This is a genomic window from Acinetobacter sp. ANC 4470 (genome assembly GCF_002135335.1).
Classification (GTDB): Bacteria; Pseudomonadota; Gammaproteobacteria; order Pseudomonadales; family Moraxellaceae; genus Acinetobacter.
Window position 1 is genome coordinate 18,565 of the sequence record NZ_NEGC01000005.1, and the last position, 18,058, is coordinate 36,622.

General features: G+C 39.3%; 18 protein-coding genes. 7 read left to right on the top strand and 11 right to left on the bottom strand.

The features are described from left to right. Positions 1 to 32: 32 nt before the first annotated feature. The 6 genes from B9T25_RS08610 to B9T25_RS08635 all read right to left on the bottom strand — a co-directional run bounded on the left by B9T25_RS08610 (position 33) and on the right by B9T25_RS08635 (position 3,816). The gene (locus B9T25_RS08610) at positions 33 to 569 is read right to left on the bottom strand and encodes a F0F1 ATP synthase subunit delta (RefSeq protein ID WP_086188039.1); all 537 of its coding nucleotides are present in this window, start codon (positions 567 to 569) and stop codon (positions 33 to 35) included. Positions 570 to 581: 12 nt separating this feature from the next. After that, complete coding sequence (locus tag B9T25_RS08615; RefSeq protein ID WP_086188040.1) at positions 582 to 1,052, bottom strand: F0F1 ATP synthase subunit B; 471 nt, start codon at positions 1,050 to 1,052, stop codon at positions 582 to 584. Between the two features lie 38 nt (positions 1,053 to 1,090). After that, positions 1,091 to 1,342, bottom strand: a complete 252-nt coding sequence (atpE, locus tag B9T25_RS08620) for a F0F1 ATP synthase subunit C (protein WP_039620623.1) — start codon at positions 1,340 to 1,342, stop codon at positions 1,091 to 1,093. An 84-nt stretch (positions 1,343 to 1,426) separates the two neighbouring features. Beyond that, entirely contained in the window at positions 1,427 to 2,302 is an 876-nt protein-coding gene (gene atpB / locus B9T25_RS08625) for a F0F1 ATP synthase subunit A (protein WP_004649569.1), read from the bottom strand. A gap of 105 nt (positions 2,303 to 2,407) precedes the next feature. Further along, positions 2,408 to 2,806 (bottom strand): ATP synthase subunit I, encoded by a 399-nt coding sequence (locus B9T25_RS08630; RefSeq protein ID WP_086188041.1) that lies wholly within the window; start codon positions 2,804 to 2,806, stop codon positions 2,408 to 2,410. 170 nt (positions 2,807 to 2,976) lie between these two features. After that, positions 2,977 to 3,816: a metal ABC transporter solute-binding protein, Zn/Mn family gene (locus B9T25_RS08635; protein WP_086188042.1), complete on the bottom strand. Its 840-nt coding sequence runs from the start codon at positions 3,814 to 3,816 to the stop codon at positions 2,977 to 2,979. A 141-nt stretch (positions 3,817 to 3,957) separates the two neighbouring features. Between B9T25_RS08635 and B9T25_RS08640 the strand changes: the two genes are divergently transcribed. The 3 genes from B9T25_RS08640 to znuB are packed head-to-tail and all read left to right on the top strand — an operon-like array spanning position 3,958 to position 6,023. Beyond that, the gene (locus B9T25_RS08640) at positions 3,958 to 4,452 is read left to right on the top strand and encodes a transcriptional repressor (protein ID WP_086188043.1); all 495 of its coding nucleotides are present in this window, start codon (positions 3,958 to 3,960) and stop codon (positions 4,450 to 4,452) included. Then, a complete protein-coding gene (gene znuC / locus B9T25_RS08645; protein ID WP_086188044.1) occupies positions 4,428 to 5,219 on the top strand; it encodes a zinc ABC transporter ATP-binding protein ZnuC in 792 nt (263 codons plus the stop codon). The genes B9T25_RS08640 and znuC overlap by 25 nt, the downstream gene beginning before the upstream one ends. A 3-nt stretch (positions 5,220 to 5,222) precedes the next feature. After that, positions 5,223 to 6,023 (top strand): zinc ABC transporter permease subunit ZnuB, encoded by an 801-nt coding sequence (gene znuB / locus B9T25_RS08650; protein ID WP_086188045.1) that lies wholly within the window; start codon positions 5,223 to 5,225, stop codon positions 6,021 to 6,023. Positions 6,024 to 6,115: 92 nt separating this feature from the next. Here znuB and B9T25_RS08655 read toward each other — a convergent pair whose 3' ends face one another. After that, on the bottom strand, positions 6,116 to 6,736 hold the full coding sequence (locus B9T25_RS08655) for a LysE family transporter (protein ID WP_086188046.1): 621 nt from the start codon (positions 6,734 to 6,736) through the stop codon (positions 6,116 to 6,118). A 162-nt stretch (positions 6,737 to 6,898) separates the two neighbouring features. Between B9T25_RS08655 and B9T25_RS08660 the strand changes: the two genes are divergently transcribed. After that, positions 6,899 to 7,819 (top strand): Dyp-type peroxidase, encoded by a 921-nt coding sequence (locus B9T25_RS08660; protein WP_086188047.1) that lies wholly within the window; start codon positions 6,899 to 6,901, stop codon positions 7,817 to 7,819. Positions 7,820 to 7,890: 71 nt separating this feature from the next. On the opposite strand, the gene B9T25_RS08665 is transcribed toward B9T25_RS08660, so the two are convergent. From B9T25_RS08665 to B9T25_RS08675, 3 genes are read right to left on the bottom strand one after another with little or no spacing between them, the layout of a single operon-like run. Beyond that, positions 7,891 to 8,364: a hypothetical protein gene (locus tag B9T25_RS08665; RefSeq protein ID WP_228146870.1), complete on the bottom strand. Its 474-nt coding sequence runs from the start codon at positions 8,362 to 8,364 to the stop codon at positions 7,891 to 7,893. Further along, entirely contained in the window at positions 8,354 to 9,664 is a 1,311-nt protein-coding gene (locus B9T25_RS08670) for a M15 family metallopeptidase (RefSeq protein WP_086188049.1), read from the bottom strand. Before B9T25_RS08670 ends, B9T25_RS08665 begins: the two co-directional genes overlap by 11 nt. A 2-nt stretch (positions 9,665 to 9,666) precedes the next feature. After that, on the bottom strand, positions 9,667 to 12,984 hold the full coding sequence (locus tag B9T25_RS08675) for a type VI secretion system Vgr family protein (protein WP_086188050.1): 3,318 nt from the start codon (positions 12,982 to 12,984) through the stop codon (positions 9,667 to 9,669). A 226-nt stretch (positions 12,985 to 13,210) separates the two neighbouring features. Between B9T25_RS08675 and B9T25_RS08680 the strand changes: the two genes are divergently transcribed. Continuing rightward, positions 13,211 to 14,365 (top strand): methionine aminotransferase, encoded by a 1,155-nt coding sequence (locus tag B9T25_RS08680; protein ID WP_086188051.1) that lies wholly within the window; start codon positions 13,211 to 13,213, stop codon positions 14,363 to 14,365. Positions 14,366 to 14,486: 121 nt separating this feature from the next. Then, positions 14,487 to 15,854, top strand: a complete 1,368-nt coding sequence (locus B9T25_RS08685) for an MATE family efflux transporter (protein ID WP_086188052.1) — start codon at positions 14,487 to 14,489, stop codon at positions 15,852 to 15,854. Positions 15,855 to 16,087: 233 nt separating this feature from the next. Here B9T25_RS08685 and B9T25_RS08690 read toward each other — a convergent pair whose 3' ends face one another. Further along, the gene (locus B9T25_RS08690) at positions 16,088 to 16,927 is read right to left on the bottom strand and encodes an SDR family NAD(P)-dependent oxidoreductase (protein WP_086188053.1); all 840 of its coding nucleotides are present in this window, start codon (positions 16,925 to 16,927) and stop codon (positions 16,088 to 16,090) included. Positions 16,928 to 17,158: 231 nt separating this feature from the next. Here B9T25_RS08690 and B9T25_RS08695 point away from each other — a divergent pair, with 231 nt between their 5' ends. Next, positions 17,159 to 17,866, top strand: coding sequence for a TetR/AcrR family transcriptional regulator (locus tag B9T25_RS08695; protein WP_086188054.1), 708 nt, complete (start codon positions 17,159 to 17,161; stop codon positions 17,864 to 17,866). The last annotated feature ends 192 nt before the right edge of the window (positions 17,867 to 18,058 follow it).

Here is an 18,058-nt window from a genome sequence, read left to right on the forward strand (position 1 = left end):
AATCTTTTATTAGTTCAGTCTTCTTCAAGCAGTTATGCAAGAAGACGAGTCCGCATTTTTTCAAGCTTGTTAAGCGCAGAATCATCTATCACTTGGTCGCCTGCACGAATAACAACACCCGCGATTAACGCTGGGTTGACTTCAACAGAAACATTTACTGCAGCGTTAAGTTTTTTCTCTAACGCATGAGTCAATAATTGTTCCTGTACAGAAGTCATCGGGAATGCTGATTCAATCACAACATCCACAGTATTGTTATTCTGTGATTTGAGTAGTTCGTATTCTGCTTCAATTTCAGGCAACAACGCTAAACGAGCGTTATCCGCAAGAAGTGTCAAAAAGTTTGACACTGCTTGTGTTTGGTTATCACCTAAAACTTTTGCAAAAATACTCACCTGCTCAGCAGGAGTAAGCTCAGGGCGATTCAAATAAGCGGAAAATGCTTCGTCTTGCACCGCAGCACTGAGCACTTGTAACGCATTCGACCAATTGTCAGTTGCACTTTGCTCAGAAGCGAAAGCAAATGCTGCTTTGGCGTACGGGCGTGCCAACGTCAAGAGTTCAGCCATATTTCGCCTCGCTTAAAGTTTAGCAGCCAGCTGAGTTAGCATGGCATTGTGAGCTTCTGCGTCAACTTGCTGGTTTAGAATTTTTTCTGCGCCAGTAATTGCTAAAGTAGCAACTTGTTGACGTAATTCTTCGCGAGCAGCATTGATTTCAGTATCAACAGTTTCTTTCGCCTGTTGACGAATACGCTCACCTTCAGCAGATGCTTGGGTACGCGCTTCTTCGATCAATTGTGCACCGCGACGGTTCGCTTGTTCGATCAATTGAGCCGCTTGTGCTTTTGCTGCATCGAGCTCTTGCTTCACTTGTGCTTGCGCATCTGCAAGGTCAGCTTTTGCTTTTTCAGCAGCATTTAGGCCATCAGCAATACGACGCTGACGTTCACTAATCGCATTGATTAGTGGTGGCCATACAAACTTCATACAAAATGCGACAAAAATCGCAAATGAAATCGCTTGACCAATCAATGTGAGGTTAATATTCATTGCTATTCCTCAATAGTTTAATTTAGGAATTAAGCTGATTAACCTACAAATGGATTAGCAAAGATGAAGAACAAGCCAATACCAACACCGATCATAGGCACAGCATCAAGTAGACCTGCGATTAAGAACATACGAGTTTGAAGTTGTGGAGCCAATTCTGGTTGACGAGCAACAGCTTCAAGGAAGCGGCCACCTAAAAGACCAAAACCAATTGCAGTACCTAAAGCACCAAAAGCGATTAGGATTGCAGCAGCAATAGCAACTAAACCTGGAATAATAGTTGGTTCCATGAAAAATTCCTCAGAGGTTAGGTTTTCACCTAATTAAGTTTAAAAAACTGTACCTAACCATCTCGTGATAGTTAGGCAATACCATTAATGTTTTTCGCTTGCCATGCTCAAGTATACGATAGTCAGCATCATGAAAATGAATGCTTGTAGCGTAATAACAAGAATGTGGAAAATCGCCCAAGGCACAGACAACGCCCATTGGATCCAGAACGGTAATAATGCGATTAAGATGAAGATTAACTCACCTGCATACATGTTACCGAAAAGTCGCAGAGCCAATGAAACTGGACGTGCAAGGAAAGTTACTAATTCCAAAATAAGGTTTACTGGAATAAGTAACGCTTTTGCAACTGGGTTACTTGGGTTAAATGGGTTCAGTGCCAATTCACCGACGAAACCGCCGATTCCTTTCTCGCGAATACTATAGAACAAGATCAGAACAAAAACTGACAAAGACATACCAAGGGTAATGTTTGGATCAGTAGATGGAACGATTTTGAAGTAAACGTGGTGAGGATCCATACCAAATACATTTGCACCAATCAGTTGAGCTGTATACGGGATAAAGTCAACAGGGATTAAGTCCATTGCGTTCATGAGGAAAATCCACACGAAAATGGTCAGTGCAAGTGGTGCAATTAAGCGTGATTTGCCATGGAATGTGTCGCGAACACTTGAGTCAACAAACTCGATAATCATTTCAATTGCAGACTGGAACTTGGTCGGAACACCAGAGTTAGCAGCTTTCGCTACACACCAGAACAACAAACAGAAAATCACACCAAGCGTAATTGACCAACCCATTGAATCCAAATGAATAGCAGTGAACCCCATCTGTTGAGCTTCATCAGCAGTCTCAGCCAACTTCCATGAACCATCCGGCATCTTGCCATAGGTCAAATTGGTCAAGTGATGCTTGATATACTCGGTCGAAGTAAGGGCATGTTCTTCAGCAGCCATAAATCACACCTGGTCAATGTCAAATACTAAATAGAGTGAACGAACATCGCGTGCTGCTTGATATCTCGTTCATCTCCTAAAAAACTTTTCAATTTTTTGTTGCGTCTATAATCGTTTTTGTTGCCGTGACACCCAAAATGGAGCGACCCACGACATAGCTTGAACAAGAATAAAACTACAAAACAATGCCGCCGCTGACAACGGTTTGACAGTGTTTAAAATTAAAATGAAACCAACGATCACAATTGCAAACTTACCCATTAGCCCCCGATACATGTTCAAAAGAACTTGTTTTGAGGCTCGTGCACCTGCGGCTCGAAACGATTGCCAAGAAAAATAACAACTTGCAAGCCAACAAACCAACGCACCAAGTGCGGCGCTTAGAGCTGCAGTTGAGTCTTTCAAGACCCACGCTATCAAGGCTGAAACAGGGATCATGCCCGCTTGTAAGATGACTAAAGCTTTCGCTAATCGTCGGTCAATCATGCGACTAGTTCGGCTCATTATTTATTCACTCACAGCATTCATGCTTGACAAGTTTAGCTGATGATCGTTTTAATCGCAGGCATTATAGAGTTACACCCCTAAACATGCAATCTTTTCCCAACCTTAGTCGTGTTTTTTTCGATGCCCAGCCTGCTTTTGATCTAATCACTTTCTGTTTATTTTTTGCCTTATTTTCGTGCATTTTGCACACAGCTATAGGCTTTCGAAGCCAATGCTTTCCATGCCAGCACAAAATCACCTGCCCCACTCATGCTTTCATCGACAGCCTGAAAGGTAATAGGCGTCAGCTTCTGATACTGATTCTTACTGGTATGCCCCTCTGCCAATAGACACATATTTCGATTTGGGCGACTATCATTTAAGTATTTAATTTGCGCGAGGGTCGGTGCAACATGTGGATCATCGGTCAACGCTCCAGCAAACTTTAAATTTAAAACGCGCTCTAAATATTGATAAGCATCATGATATGACCAGTAAGTCTTCAAAGATGAGTTGCTATTATAGTGTTGTGCAGTTATCAACATTTCTTGGGCAAAACGTTTCGCATTCGCCCAATAAGCCTCTTTGAGTTCAGGGACTTGTTGTGAGCGTAGTGCCGCAATAAAAAAACCAATCCGTACCGCATTATTTGGATCAAGCCAAACATGGGTATCTACGGTATTGTTTAAAGCAACACCACGAGTATTACGCTGCGGTAGCGTTTGAACAATGTCTGAATCTAAAATAGAAATCGCTTTAGGATTATCCGACAATAACTTATCTAGCGGTGCTTCATGGGCTTTACCCAACCAAATCACCAAAGAAGCACCTTGAATTGCTTTACGATGGGCAGGCGTTAAAGTGACATCGTGTCCAGTTTGATCTGCTAATAACAGTACAGGCTTTTCAATCCCTTGCGTAATTTCTTGCGCAATCAGATAAATCGGATGCGTCGAAACCACTAAACTATTTGACCAGCCTAGGCTACTGAATAAAGCAAGTGCACAAAATGCAAAAAAACGGGACATGAAGAAGATCACCAAATACTCATTAGGTGTTATAATATAACAAATGGGCAGAAATACATACGTCTAATCGAAACAGCTGGCGCTTCATGTTAATATTTCATGTCATTTTGTTTTTATCAATTTCGCTCTTGAGGTTTTGCTATGAGCTCATGTTCGCACGAACATCACAATGCATTACATGGCGTACATGACCATCATAATGTCGAAATACGTCTTGCTGAAGCAGAAAACCTCTGTGCAATTGTTGGTGCACGTTTAACACCTTTACGTAAAGAAGTCCTCGAACTGATTTTAAATGCGACAGGTCCAATGGGTGCATACGACTTGTTGGCAAAAATAAAAAGTGAATCTGACCGCCCTGCTGCCCCACCCACGGTATACCGTACTTTAGATTTTTTATTAGAAAAGGGTTTAATCCACCGTTTAACCTCGATTAATGCGTATATTCCTTGTTGCCATCCGCGTGAAGGACATCAGGCTGCATTTTTAATTTGTACAGATTGCAAAAATGTTAAAGAAGCATCTGCTCAAAACTTACTTAAACAATTAGATGAGCTTTCTGCATCTGATCAATTTACTGCACATCACAGTATTATTGAAATTTCTGGGATATGTCAGCAGTGTCGCAACAAATAGTCACGGCCCAGCCACTGATTGCCTTAGACAAAATCAGTGTGCGGATTGATGAAATCGATATTTTAAAAAATGTTGATTTTACGCTACATGAGCAAGAAATTGTCACGCTGATTGGTCCCAATGGCGCAGGGAAATCGACCTTAATTAAAGTACTGTTAGGCATTGTGAAAGCCAACTCTGGTAAAATTCATAGCCATCAGAAACTAAAGTTTTCTTATGTACCGCAAAAGTTTAATCCATCGCATAGCTTGCCACTACGTGTACAAGATTTATTGGCTTTAGAAAAATGTGATGCGACGAAAAAAGCAGAAATTATTCGCGATACTGGCATCACTAAATTACAAAATTCTAAAGTGCAACAACTCTCTGGTGGCGAGCGACAACGGGTGTTATTGGCACGGGCTTTATTGCGTCAACCCCACATTTTAGTGCTTGATGAACCGATGCAAGGTTTGGATATTCAATCTGAAGCCGAATTGTATGATTATGTGCGCAGCCTGCCACAAAAATATGGTTGTGCTGTACTTATGGTTTCGCATGATTTGCAATGGGTGATGCAAGGGACACATCGTGTGGTCTGTTTAAACAAACATATTTGTTGTAGCGGCTTACCTGAAAACGTGCAACAACACCCAGAATATCAAGCTATCTTTGGCACCAATCGGGTGTTTTATCAACATCATCATGACCATTGCGCACATGGTGATAGTGCCATTCCATGTCAACATGATTCACGACCACATATTCACCCCGAACCGGAAGCCTAAGCCATGATGGAATGGTTACAACTATTGTTACCTGCATGGACAATGGGAACTTTATTGGTGTTTCTCACTGCACCATTAGGCTGTTTAATGTTATGGCGACGCATGTCTTTTTTTGCAGACACCATGGCACACGGAACTTTACTCGGTGTGGCGATTGCAGGTGCTTTAAGTTTACCGCTTTGGCTGGGTGTGACTTTTTTAGCCTTTTTATTGGTGGCTATTTTATGGGTACTCCATGACCCTCGCCTCCCCAACGATGCTTTGCTTGCACTCTGTTCAGCTACCCTACTCTGCTCAGGTTTATTGTTTATTCAACATATTCCCAGTTTAAGACCTGAATTACTCAGCTATTTATTTGGCGATTTGCTACAAATTTCATGGTCAGATTTACCCATGTTTGTCTTAGTAATTATTGCTGCTTTAGCCGTGCTCTATAAAAGCTGGCAAGCGCAAATTCAAATTGCCATTGACCCTGATATTGCTGTGAGCGAAGGAGTGAATGCGAAATGGCAACGTCTGGTATTTATGTTGCTGTTGGCATTATTTACCGTATTGGCTTTACGTGCCGTCGGTTCATTATTGATGGGTGCACTTCTGGTTATTCCTGCTTTAACAGCACGTTTACTGGCACACTCCCCAAAACAGATGGTGGTTTGGGCTTTTGTGATGGCACAAATTGGTGTGACAGTTGGCTTATGGTCGAGTGCTGGTTTAAATATTTCCACGGGTTTAAGTATCGTGCTAACGATGGCTATTTTATTTACTGCAATTTTTATTTTTCAGAAAATGAAAAAAATTGCTTAAATGATCTCTTTTTAGGTTCCACTTCCTTTTCCAAAAGAAAAGGAATCCTCCTATCAAAATGATTGGGTGGAGCATATTTTAGAAAATTCGATTTATTGATGTAGCATACTTAACAATAAAGCCGCACAACTGAACAGCACCGCAAAAGTACGATTCATATATTTTTGTTGTCTTGGTGATTTCAATAATCTCAAAACCTTTGCAGCTAAACCAGTATATCCAGCCATGACGATCAGATCGATGGTAATCATCGTCATAGCCATAATCAGATACTGAATCCACAGTGGTTTGGACAAATCTAAAAACTGCGGTAACACGGCCAGTAAAAAGACAATCGCTTTGGGATTACTCAGATTGACCCAGAAACCAGACAAAATTAATTTGAAAATAGACTTCCTGAATTGTTCATTTTTAATTTCAATCGACTGCAGAGGTGCTTTCCATTGGAGATAAGCCAAATAGAGTAAATAGCCAACACCAAACCATTTTACCAATAAAAAAGCCCAAGGTGTGGTAGTAAATAACACCCCGACCCCAGCCGAGACAATCCCTATTTGTACCAATAAGGCCAATTGCAAACCCAAAGCATTCCAATAACCACGTCGAAATCCATAATTTAAACCACTCGACATGGACGCAATTGCACCAGCACCAGGGGAAATGCTAATCACCCAACATGCCAACATATAAGCCAGCCAAATTTGGTAAGACATATTTCAACAGAGTAAAAAAAGATCTCAGAATTATATGATGTTTCATCTTTTAAATGCGTAATTATTGATCCACTAAAAATAAAAATTTGGACTATTCACTCCATTGATGATCAGGCACAATAAAGCTAATCACATATTTTATAAAAATTTTAGGAGCCATAAATGACCGCCCAATCTGTAATTTTACCCTTACCTTCAGATCATGCTCGATTTATTGTTCTGCGTTTAAAAGACTTAAGCACTAAAGAATTAAAAGAAAAACTTGAAAATTTATTTAGCACACGAGATCGTTTAATTACACAATTTCCTCATGCCGAAATTAAAACTGGAGTCGCTTTTGGTCCAGAGCTGTGGGCACAACTTTATAAGCAAGCGCCTAAAGGTTTTAAACAATTAGCACCCATTCAGGGTTCTTTTGAAATGCCTGTAAAACCTGCCGATGTACTCATCCACATTGCAGCGCAGCGTACTGATATTTGTTTTGCATTGAGCCAAGCTTTTTTTGAAGGTATTACGGACAAAGTTGAGGTACTGGATGAACGTGTCTGCTTCCGCAATTTTGATGGTCGTGACTTGACGGGTTTTATTGATGGTACTGAAAACCCTCAATTCCCAGATGACCGTGCTGAGGTTGCTTTACTGGGTAACGATGCTGGAATCTTTGTAGATGGTTCTTTTGTTTTTGCACAACGCTATGCACATAACTTAGAAAAATGGAAACAACTCAAAGTTGATACACAAGAACAAGTGATTGGTCGTACTAAATTAGAGTCCATTGAACTTGATGATGACGTTAAACCTGAAAATTCGCATGTTGCCCGTACAGTGGTTGAAGATGATGAAGGCGAAGAGATGGAAATTTTACGTCACTCACTGCCTTATGGTGATGGTAAAGGTGATCAGGGTTTATTTTTTATTGCTTACACCCAAGATTTAAGCATTATTGATGCAATGTTATTTCGTATGTTTGGGACAAGCGGTGATGGTATTCACGATCGACTGCTTCATTTTGTCACCCCAATGGATGGGGCTTATTACTTCGCGCCAAGTGAAGAGTTATTGGAGGAAGTTTTGGAAGGGTGAAATGAATAACCCAAATCCTGCTTAAATCAATGTTTCATGAACTTGAATCGTTGACTTAAGCAGGATTCAGTTTAGTTACAATTTTTAATTAAAATAGATTTAGGGATTTTTTGCTTAAAAAGTTTGAACTTTTTAGCGATACTCTTATTTTTATTTCCAATAAAATATTTTTTGCTGACTAGCTCCATATCATTGTCATTTGAAACAGTATTGTCATCAGCAATGAGATCTTTTAAATCATCATCAGTGACTAATAAACCATTCTTATATCTATAAGTTAGATGAGATGTCTTTATCAAATCATTTGCTTTAAATTGGAAATTGTAACTTTCCTGACCAGACTCATTATAAAGATTAAGTATAAGAGAACAATTATTTCCACTCTTTTGCAGTTCAATTGCACCTCCTTCTGCACTTATTTGCTCATTAGTTAAGTCCAGCTCAAATATTTTATTTTTTTGAGTATTCTGATTTGCAGAACTACCACATGCGACTAAAAATATGAATAGAAAGATATAAGTTTTATTAAAAATTTTATTCAACATCATATTTTACCTTTAAAGGGTTTCCACCTGCACTTTCAGTTAACACCCTTAATTGAGACATCGTTTTGCCAGTTTTGAGTTGGAAGTGCGGATTATCAACTATTGATTTCCAATCTCCTCCCCATTCAAGTCCAATACTTTTACCTACAGACGAAATTTTTCTAAGAATCTCAATATTTTTCTTATCTGACTTTGCATCCATATGCAACTTGCCATCATTCCACAATGGAAAAACATCAACAGCTAAAGCAAAGTTATGATTACTTTGCCCTCCTTTTGCATTTGTTACAATACTCCCAGATGTAGTCCTACCTTTTGCATATAAAGCATCTTGTTGTGCATATGTACGATAGTCCTGAACTATAACGAGCTGTACCTGATGCTTTATGTATACATCATTAATAAACCGTCTTATCAACCCTCTTACTTGAGGATGTAATCTAGCTATTGATTTTTCATTTCTTTGGGAAACTTTTAAAAGTACTGTAGTGCTAGATTCTACCTTTGCTACTGGTGCTTCTTCTTTATTTTTAGATGCATCTTGCTTAATCATTAGTTGGCTTGTTGGCTTATTTTCTTCCTTTTTCTTCTCTACTTGAGACTCTGGCTCTATACGCGTAACTTTACGGTCATAAACTGTTAATTTTTGATTTTCAATAAGCTTACCACTACCTAAATTATTAAGTTTTTTAATTTCATCTACAGTATTGTCTGTAAGTTTGGCAATTAAAGGTAAATTATCTTTTTGCTGCACAACAATAACCTTTATTTTTTCTTGCTGGCTAGGCTTTTTTACTTTAGGTTTATTTTCAGACTGTGAAGTAGATATTTCATTCTTTTTAATAGGAATTTTTAGCACTTGTCCTGGATGAATATCTGTCTCACTTTTTAAATTATTGATTGTGACGAGTACTATTGTAGTTGTATCGTTATCATTGGCTATTCGGGATAAATAATCACCTTCAGCAACAATATACGTTGATCTTAAATATGTGCCTGTCACTACATCTTTAGCAGATAAATTTACCCCCTTCAGTAACACTTTAGGACTACGTACAATGAATGTGGTCTTATCTCCTATGAGCTGTATTTTTACCTTAGATTTATATTCTGCCGATACAAGACTTCTTATTTTTACATCAATAATTGTACCTATTGGACGTTTAATCCAGACAGACTCCCCGTTATCAAGAGTGATATGATCAGATATAAGTAATGAACCAACCCACAGTTGATGAGCTAAGGCATTAATCGGCTGATCAAGAGCATCTAAAAATTTAATATTTGCTAAGCAGTCCATAATTATATCTCCCTCTCATTCTTAAGATCCGCATGTGCCCCACAACTACAGCTATATTCGAGATCATCATCCTCACTGTCATCATCTATTGAAACCATCCATTCATCATCCGTTCCAATCAAAATGTCATGATGTTCATTAGTCATTGTATTCATGCGCTGAGTTCGGCCATGCTCATCTAAAACCCCTGAAATATAAGTATTATTTTGATTATTAATTAATTTATATCCCACATTCGAGAAATCAGTTTCATAGAATAAGTCATAAAAATCCCATTTATTGGTAAATACTTTTATTTTATTTATACTTGACAAGGAAACTATTTCTGCTTTTACTTTCTGCCCACCCACAAAACTATGCTGCCCTGCTTTACTCTCAAACTTTCCACCCGTCGTAGTAAAAATACCCTGAGCATTAATTTTGATTTGAGAACCCCCAGCAGTAAGAACAATTTCTTTAGGACTAACAATTTCAATCTTTTCTTCAGTTGAAATCAGTTTTATTACCTTACGTGCAATGGCTTCAATGGCATCATCCTGAGCTTGAATTTCGACCTTACCTTTCGCAGCAAAGGCTCGGAGTCCTTTCTGCGCTGCAAATAAACTGATTTTATCTTGAGCATGTGCCACAATATTTTTCTGCGCACTTAAATTCATTGAGCCTTGTGCACTCGTCGCAATATCTTGAGAGGCTTGTAGAATAATGTCTTCAGGTGTAGTTAAAGCGATACCATTCGGTGAAGCCAATAACATCAGTGCTTGTCTAAACAATTTACCTTGTTGTTGCTTTTTTTCATCAGTACTGCTTTGTAAACCTTGGGTGTAGCCTTCCATAAAGCCTTGTAATGAACTGAATGCTTTATTTGGTGTTATGTCTAATTTGTTGCCCTTACTGAACGTGCCACAAGTACTCATGATATCAAAATCTTTCATATCAACATTCGCTAGCACTTTGCTCACTTCTTGTAAACTTCCCAAAGGGTTCGATTCAAGATTGTCTTTAATACTCGCGAGCTTGCCTTTGATTAGGTCAGATCCATGTTCTTCGACATTTTCAATAAATTCTTTTAAGTTTTCGACCGCTTCTTTTGCATCGGTAAAAAAATTATTAAATTCATCAACAATGCCTTTGCCATGTTCGGCAAACTGCCCCATATCCTGAATAAAGCCACCACAATCTTTTAAAGCGTTCAGTGGATCACGACTCACACTCTGTTTAAATAAATTCAACGTGGTATTCAAAGCTTGACTGGTACTTTTGAGTTCCAAAGATTGAATCAGTTTCGGTAAGCGCCCAATGACATTGAGTGCATCGGTTTGCTGTTTAACCGCAATTTCACTGAGCATTTTCATGCTTTCGTGACCTTGGGTCAGCAAAGACTGTGCTTGTGCTGCTTCTAAATGATCTGCAATGGCTTGTTCTTGAGCATAGGTGCTGATTAACATCCCTTTGCCTGCTCGAACAGCACCATACTGATCTGTTCTGAGTTCAAAGCCTTCTCCTCGACCAACACTGGTCTCAGCAGTTTTAGGATGACTCAAATGACCCAAATTAAGCTGACTCGCGCCATGACTACTCTGCAATTGAGTACTGATTTGTCCCGTCGTATCATCAAAACGCAGCTGGTTAAACCCCGAACCACCAACTTCTTGTGAACGAATGCCACTGAGTTTTTTGGTATCGGGTAACTGTCCTTTGATATCAAACATGGTCTGGTGTCGCTCAGCTTCATGGATACGCCCCAACACAAAGGGTCGGTCAACATCTCCTTCAAAGAAATCAATCACCACAATTTCACCAATACGTGGATGAAATCTCGCCCCATAACCTTCACCTGCCCAAGGAGTCAACACATCGACCCATGCTGAATCGGCATCATTGTCATTGCTTCCCGCGCCACCATCATGTGCATGGTCATCGGCACGCGTAAACATAAAGCGTACTTTAATCCGCCCCCAAGCATCGACATAAATCGTTTCACCTTCAGGTCCAACCACTTTGGCACGTTGTGGATAGGCTGCTGGGCGATGCTGTAAAGGATGATATTCTGGAACAACGGCAATTGTACGGCGCACAAGATACAGCTCATTAGCCTGCCGTTCATCGCCCTGATACTGCCAATGGCTCAAACTTAATAGGCTATCGAATTGCTGTAAAATATCTTTGGGCAAATTGTTTTGGTTGTAAAAAATTTTGCCTAAAATCAGAAACTCTTTATCTGAACCTGAATGTGAATCAATTTCAGGATGATCAATCAATTCAAACCAATAACCCACTTGTGCATCACGTACACTGCTTTTGGCAGTGAAATATTTAGATTGTAAGTTCTGATATTGCGACAGTTTTTGATTGAGCTTGTCTAATTGCTGACTGCCTGAAGCCGTGCTTTGATCTGCCCCCGTTAAATCTGCTGTCCACGCGGGGCTGATGCTCCAAGCCTGTTCCAAACTTAAGCTTTCATTGTCTTGTACATCACTATGTTGATGATGACTCAGCTGACTATGGCTTTGATCTTGAGATAGGCGATTGGCTTGCCAACGCTGCGTCTGTATAGACGTTGATTGTAAATAACGTTGTGCAGTAAAGCTGGTGATACTATCTAAACGTTCTGTGGCATGACTGCGATGAAAACGAATGGATCTTCGGCTTAAGGCACTATATTGTTGATGATCATCGATTAAACGTAATTTTTGCGCTTGAATCGTGCTTGAAGAATGCATAGCCAGCGCTTCAGCTTCATCAACCAACCAATTGATGCCTTCACTGCGCCAAAGTCGTGTTAAAAACTCATAATCGGTTTCATTGGCTTGCATCACAAAAGGCCGCACATCATATTCTTGACTTAAGCCCTGCGCATTTAAACTTAAACTTGCTGCAAATAATGAGCTCTTACTTTGCCATTCTTTAAATAAGATTTCACTAATCTCACGCACAGTTTTGTTCATAAACACGCGACTATTACGGCGTTTATGCCAAAGTGCCGTGGCATCTTCAAGGGTCAATTTATATAAGGCCAATGCACCATCGCTTTGCCCTTGGCTAGCCCCCGTAATGATGCCTGTTATTCGGTAGAGTTCACCCAAATCTGTAACTTGATCGACTGCCACTTGCGTGCCAATAAATTGTTTCAGTGGAATATATGTATTACTCGACAAGCAAATCAGTTCAGCTTTAAGCCCCTGATTGATACGATGGCACCCTTCAATTCTTTGAATCAAGACTTGAGGATTGAGTAATTCATTGGAAAAATGAATATGTAGGGCTCGCTTGTGCAAACTTAAGCCCATAGCTTCAATAACAGCATAGATCGTTTTTAGCATAATATTTTATTGTTGTAAGGGTATTATTTTAATTAGTGGCTGCATTCTAGGAAATGTTGTTTTTTTAGTCTAGTTAATTTTTGATTAATTTTAGCAAAAACAGAAATTCGGTTAAATTTATGCATCGATTTTAAAATTAAGGCATTAAATTTACAGGCTTATTTTGCTACTACAAAGTTACTGTTACACTCAAAAATGATCAAAACACCTTAAAAGAGCTCGGGCCATGATTGACGTCCATTCCAAACTACCTGCACAAGGGGTCACGATTTTCAGCGTAATGACTGCCATGGCACAACGCTTGAATGCTTTAAACCTATCCCAAGGTTTTCCAGATTTTGCTGCCCCGCCTGCACTACTTCAAGCCCTTAGCCAAGCAACTTTGGACGGATTTAATCAATATGCTTCAGGCGATGGGCTGATTGCACTGCGTGAACAATTGGCACAACAGTTTTTAAAGCGCGATCAACTCACCCTTGATCCCTTAACTGAAATTACCATTACATCTGGGGCAACTATTGCCATTTTTGCGACCATTCAAGCACTCATCTCTACAGATGATGAAGTGATTATTTTTGACCCCAGCTATGACAGTTATGCACCGAGTGTGCAATTGGTTGGCGGAAAAGCCATCCATATTGCTCTAACGCCAACAGATTTTTCGGTGGATTGGAATCAAGTCAAAGATGCGATCAATGACAAGACCCGAATGATCATTGTCAATACCCCACACAATCCAACAGGTGCGATTTGGTCAAAACAAGACTGGTTAAATTTAATTGAATTGATGGGTGATAAAAATATTGTACTGCTGTCCGATGAAGTCTATGAACATCTCATTTACGATGGTCAAAAACACTATTCAGCACTGTCCTTTGCTGAATTGCGTGATCGCAGTATTGTGGTGGGTTCATTCGGTAAAACCTTCCATGTCACGGGTTGGAAAACAGGTTATTGCATTGCTGCCCCTGAGCTGATGAAAATATTTCGACAGGTTTATCAATTTGCCAGTTTTTGCGCTGTCACTCCTGTGCAAATGGCATTGGCAACCTTTATGCAGCAGCATCCTGAACATATTGAAGCATTAGCAGGCTTCTATCAGCAAAAACGCGATCTATTTAATTCAGGTCTAAAAAATTCACGCTTTCAATTTACCCCTTCACAAGGCACCTATTTTCAGAATTTAAATTACAGTGCGATTCGTCCCGATTTAAACGATGTTGAGATGTGTACCTTTCTGGCCGAACAGCATGGCATTGTCGCCATTCCTATTTCAGTTTTTTATCAACAAGTACCCGAAAATTTACGTTTAATCCGTTTTTGTTTTGCGAAAAAAGATGAAACGCTAGAACGAGCCTCTGCCATTTTGTCAGCAGTTTGATCAGATTATTGCTTAATAAAATTTCGCCTTAGTTACCTAAAAGCTAAGGCTTTTTTAGGCCAACTCAGGTAGTGTAAGTTTAAATCTGAAAAATGATAAAAATATATTTACAGGACGTTCAATGCCTAAAAACCAGCCGATGGTTAATCAACAAAATTTATGGAAAACATTTTTTATTTTTCTCATGCCATTAATTGCGACCAATATTCTGCAAAACTTGTCAGGGACAATTAATACCATTTTTGTTGGACAAATGATGGGTGTCAATGCCATCGCTGCCGTGGCGGTATTTTTCCCCATTTTATTTCTTCTCATGGCTTTTGTGATTGGGTTATCAGCGGGTGCAACGGTATTGGTCGGGCAAGCTTGGGGGGCACAAAATATTGAAAAAGTCCGCTGTGTCGTTGGCTCAACGCTGTTTATGACCTTAATTGGCGGCAGTATTATTGCTTTTTTAGGCGTTATTTTTGCTAAACATATTCTGCTTGCTTTAGGTACGGATCCAGATGTTATGCACCTGTCACTCCCCTATGTACAGTGGATGCTAGCAGGAAGCCCACTGCTGTTTCTCTATATTATTTATACCTCTATTTTACGCGGCGTCGGTGACAGCACCACACCACTGATTGTTTCAGGGATGACCATTTTAATTGGCTTACTGATTACTCCTGTGCTGATCGCGGGTTATTTTGGTTTTCCGAAAATGGGCATTATTGCACCAGCGATTGCCACAATTGTCGGCTACTTTGCCGTACTGATCTTTTTAGTGGTCTACCTGAATAAAAAAGATCATCCGCTTAAACCTAATCGTCTGCTGTTGACTCATATTCGCCACCAACCTGAACTGAGTAAAATTATTCTGCGTTTGGGGATTCCAACTGGTATCCAAATGATGACCACGTCAGTTGCCGGTTTGGTGATTGTTGGTTTAGTCAATCAGTATGGTTCACATGCAACAGCAGCCTATGGTGCAGTCAATCAGGTGTTGAATTATATTCAATTCCCAGCCCTGTCTATTTCCATTGCTGCTTCAATTTTTGCAGCGCAAGCCATTGGTGCAGGGAAATCTGATTTACTCGCGAAAGTGACGCGTACGGCACTGAGTATGAATATTCTCATTACAGGTACTTTGGTCACTTTAGCTTATCTGTTCTCCAAATATCTAATGGCATTGTTCATTACCGACCCTGACGTCGTGGCGCTGGGTCAACAGTTATTATTTATCGTGTTGTGGTCGATTTTATTCTTTGGTGCCAGTTCGATTTTTGCCTCAATCATGCGTGCCAGCGGGACGGTCACTGTACCAATGATCATTAACATCTTCGCTATTATTGCCATTGAAGTACCATGTGCCTATTTATTTAGTCAATGGTGGGGACTGCAAGGTATTTGGTATGCCTATGCTTTGGCATTTGTCTGCTTATGTATTTTGCAAGGTCTGTATTATCACTTTTTCTGGAAAAGAAAAACCATTCAGGTTTTGATTTAAATCTATATTTTTAAATAAAACCCACATTTTATAACATTGGTTTTGCGCTCAGATATCGCTATTTTTTTGCTGAAAATTAAGCTCTAAGTGAGAAAAAATAACGACCTTTAGGCAATAAGAGCAAATGAAAAGGACTGCTCCTGTAGAACACAAGAGGCAGTCCTTTAAAACGACTAAACTGGCTATGAAAATTTAAAAACACAGTTCAAATAGCCATCTTTTAACCGAGCTTTTTATTTAAAATGCTTACTCAATGTGGTCGCCATCGCGGTTACTTTTTGATAACCCGTCGGTAAAACACGTTGAATTAAATCTAAAGTTTTTGCATCGTTACCAATCAATAAACGACGCTTATCTTTTTGCACAGCTTCCAAAATTTGACGCGCTGCTTCTTCAGGTGGACAACGCAATAATTTATTGAAAGTCTTGGCCGATTTTTCAGGATTCATCCCCAGTGTTTTTAAGCTGTCATTCATTTTTGCTGCATTGGCAATATTGGTACGAATTCCCCCTGGATGTACGCATAGCGCACTCACGCCACAGTTTTCAATATCCAATTCTTGACGTAATGATTCAGTAAAACCACGCACCGCAAACTTGGTCGCATTATATGCAGACTGAGTCGGTTGAGCAGTTAAACCAAAAAGACTCGAAATATTAATCACATGCCCTTCACCCGATTTCTTGATCAGCGGTAAAAACTCTTTGGTGCCATAGACCACACCCCAAAAGTTAATATTCACAATCCACTCCAGTTCTTCATAAGAAGCACCTTCGACCGTTGAACCCAGTGCGACCCCAGCATTGTTAAAAATCATGTGGACTGAACCATGATTATGTACCGTATCAGCAGCCCAAGCTTTCATTGCATCACGGTCAGCAACATCTAACTTTGTAGTCGTGACACGAACATTGTTTTTTTCTACCAATTCAACAGTTTGTGCTAAACCTTTTTCATTGACATCACTCAATGACAAATGACAACCTTGTTTTGCTAAAAGAACAGCCAATTGCTGCCCAATACCCGAACCTGCGCCCGTAATTGCGGCAACTTTATTTTTAAAATTTTTCATGACTCATCCTTATTCAATACTTTCTGCATCATTAACCCAAACAGATCGATTATTTTTTTGCTGCAATGATGTGCAGTTCATTCATCCAATATAATTTTGACAATACTCATTGTCAATATAATATTGGATCAATAACAGAATAAAGACCATTCAACTCTTTCCGACATAGGTCTACGAACAAATTATTGTTAACATAGCGCAAACCTTAATTGCATTTGGCACATGACCTTTATGACTGAGCAACACGAAAATCTCGAAGAAAAACAAAAGAAAGCGCCAAAAACCAAAGAACGTCAATTTAAGGGCTTATCTTTAACTGAACGTAAACAAGCACGTCGTGAAAAACTGATTGAAGCTGGCATTGAAGCCTATGGTACACATGGTTTTTTTGCAGTCACCGTCAAAGATATTTGCACTGAAGCCAAACTAACTGAACGCTATTTCTATGAATCTTTTAAGAAAAGTGATGAACTTTTTCAGACTATTTTTTTAACTTTAATTGATCAATTACAGAATAATGTCATGCAAGCCATCATGCAGGCATCCACCGATCCACGAAAAATGATTGAAGCAGGCTTAACTGCATTACTCATCACATTAAGAGATAATCCAAGGATGGCACGGATTATTTATATCGATGCGATGTTGGTTCAAGAGCTACATAATCAAGCCACCATTCATGAAACTATGTCACGTTTTGACCGTATGATTCAAGCTTTTGTCATGCTGATGATGCCGCATATTGATCGCTCAGAACGTGAAATTTCTTTAGTTGCCACAGGTCTCAATGGTTATGTAACTCAAATTGCGATTCGTTGGGTCGTCAGCGGTTTTAAACAGCCAATGGAAGATGTTTTATCGTCTTGTAGCATTGTTTTCTTATCGCTACTGAATACTTTTTCAGAAAAAGAAAAAATATTGAAAAAAGAAAATTCTTGATAATACAGTGCTTACAAAATATTAAGACTTTGAATTTATTGTATTTATATGACTGATTTATTTTAAAATCTTAATTTTATCAGATAAAAATTGTCACATTTATTTGCTAAAATGGATGGAGTGCCCTTTTCTGCAATGATACTGTCATAATTAATCTTTGTAATAAGCCTGTCATAAATAAAAAACGGTTCA

Excerpts from the sequence above, each read along its gene's own strand:
- B9T25_RS08610 (WP_086188039.1), bottom strand. The coding sequence starts at position 569 with ATGGCTGAACTCTTGACGTTGGCACGCCCGTACGCCAAAGCAGCATTT.
- B9T25_RS08615 (WP_086188040.1), bottom strand. The coding sequence starts at position 1,052 with ATGAATATTAACCTCACATTGATTGGTCAAGCGATTTCATTTGCGATT.
- atpE (WP_039620623.1), bottom strand. The coding sequence starts at position 1,342 with ATGGAACCAACTATTATTCCAGGTTTAGTTGCTATTGCTGCTGCAATC.
- atpB (WP_004649569.1), bottom strand. The coding sequence starts at position 2,302 with ATGGCTGCTGAAGAACATGCCCTTACTTCGACCGAGTATATCAAGCAT.
- B9T25_RS08630 (WP_086188041.1), bottom strand. The coding sequence starts at position 2,806 with ATGAGCCGAACTAGTCGCATGATTGACCGACGATTAGCGAAAGCTTTA.
- B9T25_RS08635 (WP_086188042.1), bottom strand. The coding sequence starts at position 3,816 with ATGTCCCGTTTTTTTGCATTTTGTGCACTTGCTTTATTCAGTAGCCTA.
- B9T25_RS08640 (WP_086188043.1), top strand. The coding sequence starts at position 3,958 with ATGAGCTCATGTTCGCACGAACATCACAATGCATTACATGGCGTACAT.
- znuC (WP_086188044.1), top strand. The coding sequence starts at position 4,428 with ATGTCAGCAGTGTCGCAACAAATAGTCACGGCCCAGCCACTGATTGCC.
- znuB (WP_086188045.1), top strand. The coding sequence starts at position 5,223 with ATGATGGAATGGTTACAACTATTGTTACCTGCATGGACAATGGGAACT.
- B9T25_RS08655 (WP_086188046.1), bottom strand. The coding sequence starts at position 6,736 with ATGTCTTACCAAATTTGGCTGGCTTATATGTTGGCATGTTGGGTGATT.
- B9T25_RS08660 (WP_086188047.1), top strand. The coding sequence starts at position 6,899 with ATGACCGCCCAATCTGTAATTTTACCCTTACCTTCAGATCATGCTCGA.
- B9T25_RS08665 (WP_228146870.1), bottom strand. The coding sequence starts at position 8,364 with ATGTTGAATAAAATTTTTAATAAAACTTATATCTTTCTATTCATATTT.
- B9T25_RS08670 (WP_086188049.1), bottom strand. The coding sequence starts at position 9,664 with ATGGACTGCTTAGCAAATATTAAATTTTTAGATGCTCTTGATCAGCCG.
- B9T25_RS08675 (WP_086188050.1), bottom strand. The coding sequence starts at position 12,984 with ATGCTAAAAACGATCTATGCTGTTATTGAAGCTATGGGCTTAAGTTTG.
- B9T25_RS08680 (WP_086188051.1), top strand. The coding sequence starts at position 13,211 with ATGATTGACGTCCATTCCAAACTACCTGCACAAGGGGTCACGATTTTC.
- B9T25_RS08685 (WP_086188052.1), top strand. The coding sequence starts at position 14,487 with ATGCCTAAAAACCAGCCGATGGTTAATCAACAAAATTTATGGAAAACA.
- B9T25_RS08690 (WP_086188053.1), bottom strand. The coding sequence starts at position 16,927 with ATGAAAAATTTTAAAAATAAAGTTGCCGCAATTACGGGCGCAGGTTCG.
- B9T25_RS08695 (WP_086188054.1), top strand. The coding sequence starts at position 17,159 with ATGACTGAGCAACACGAAAATCTCGAAGAAAAACAAAAGAAAGCGCCA.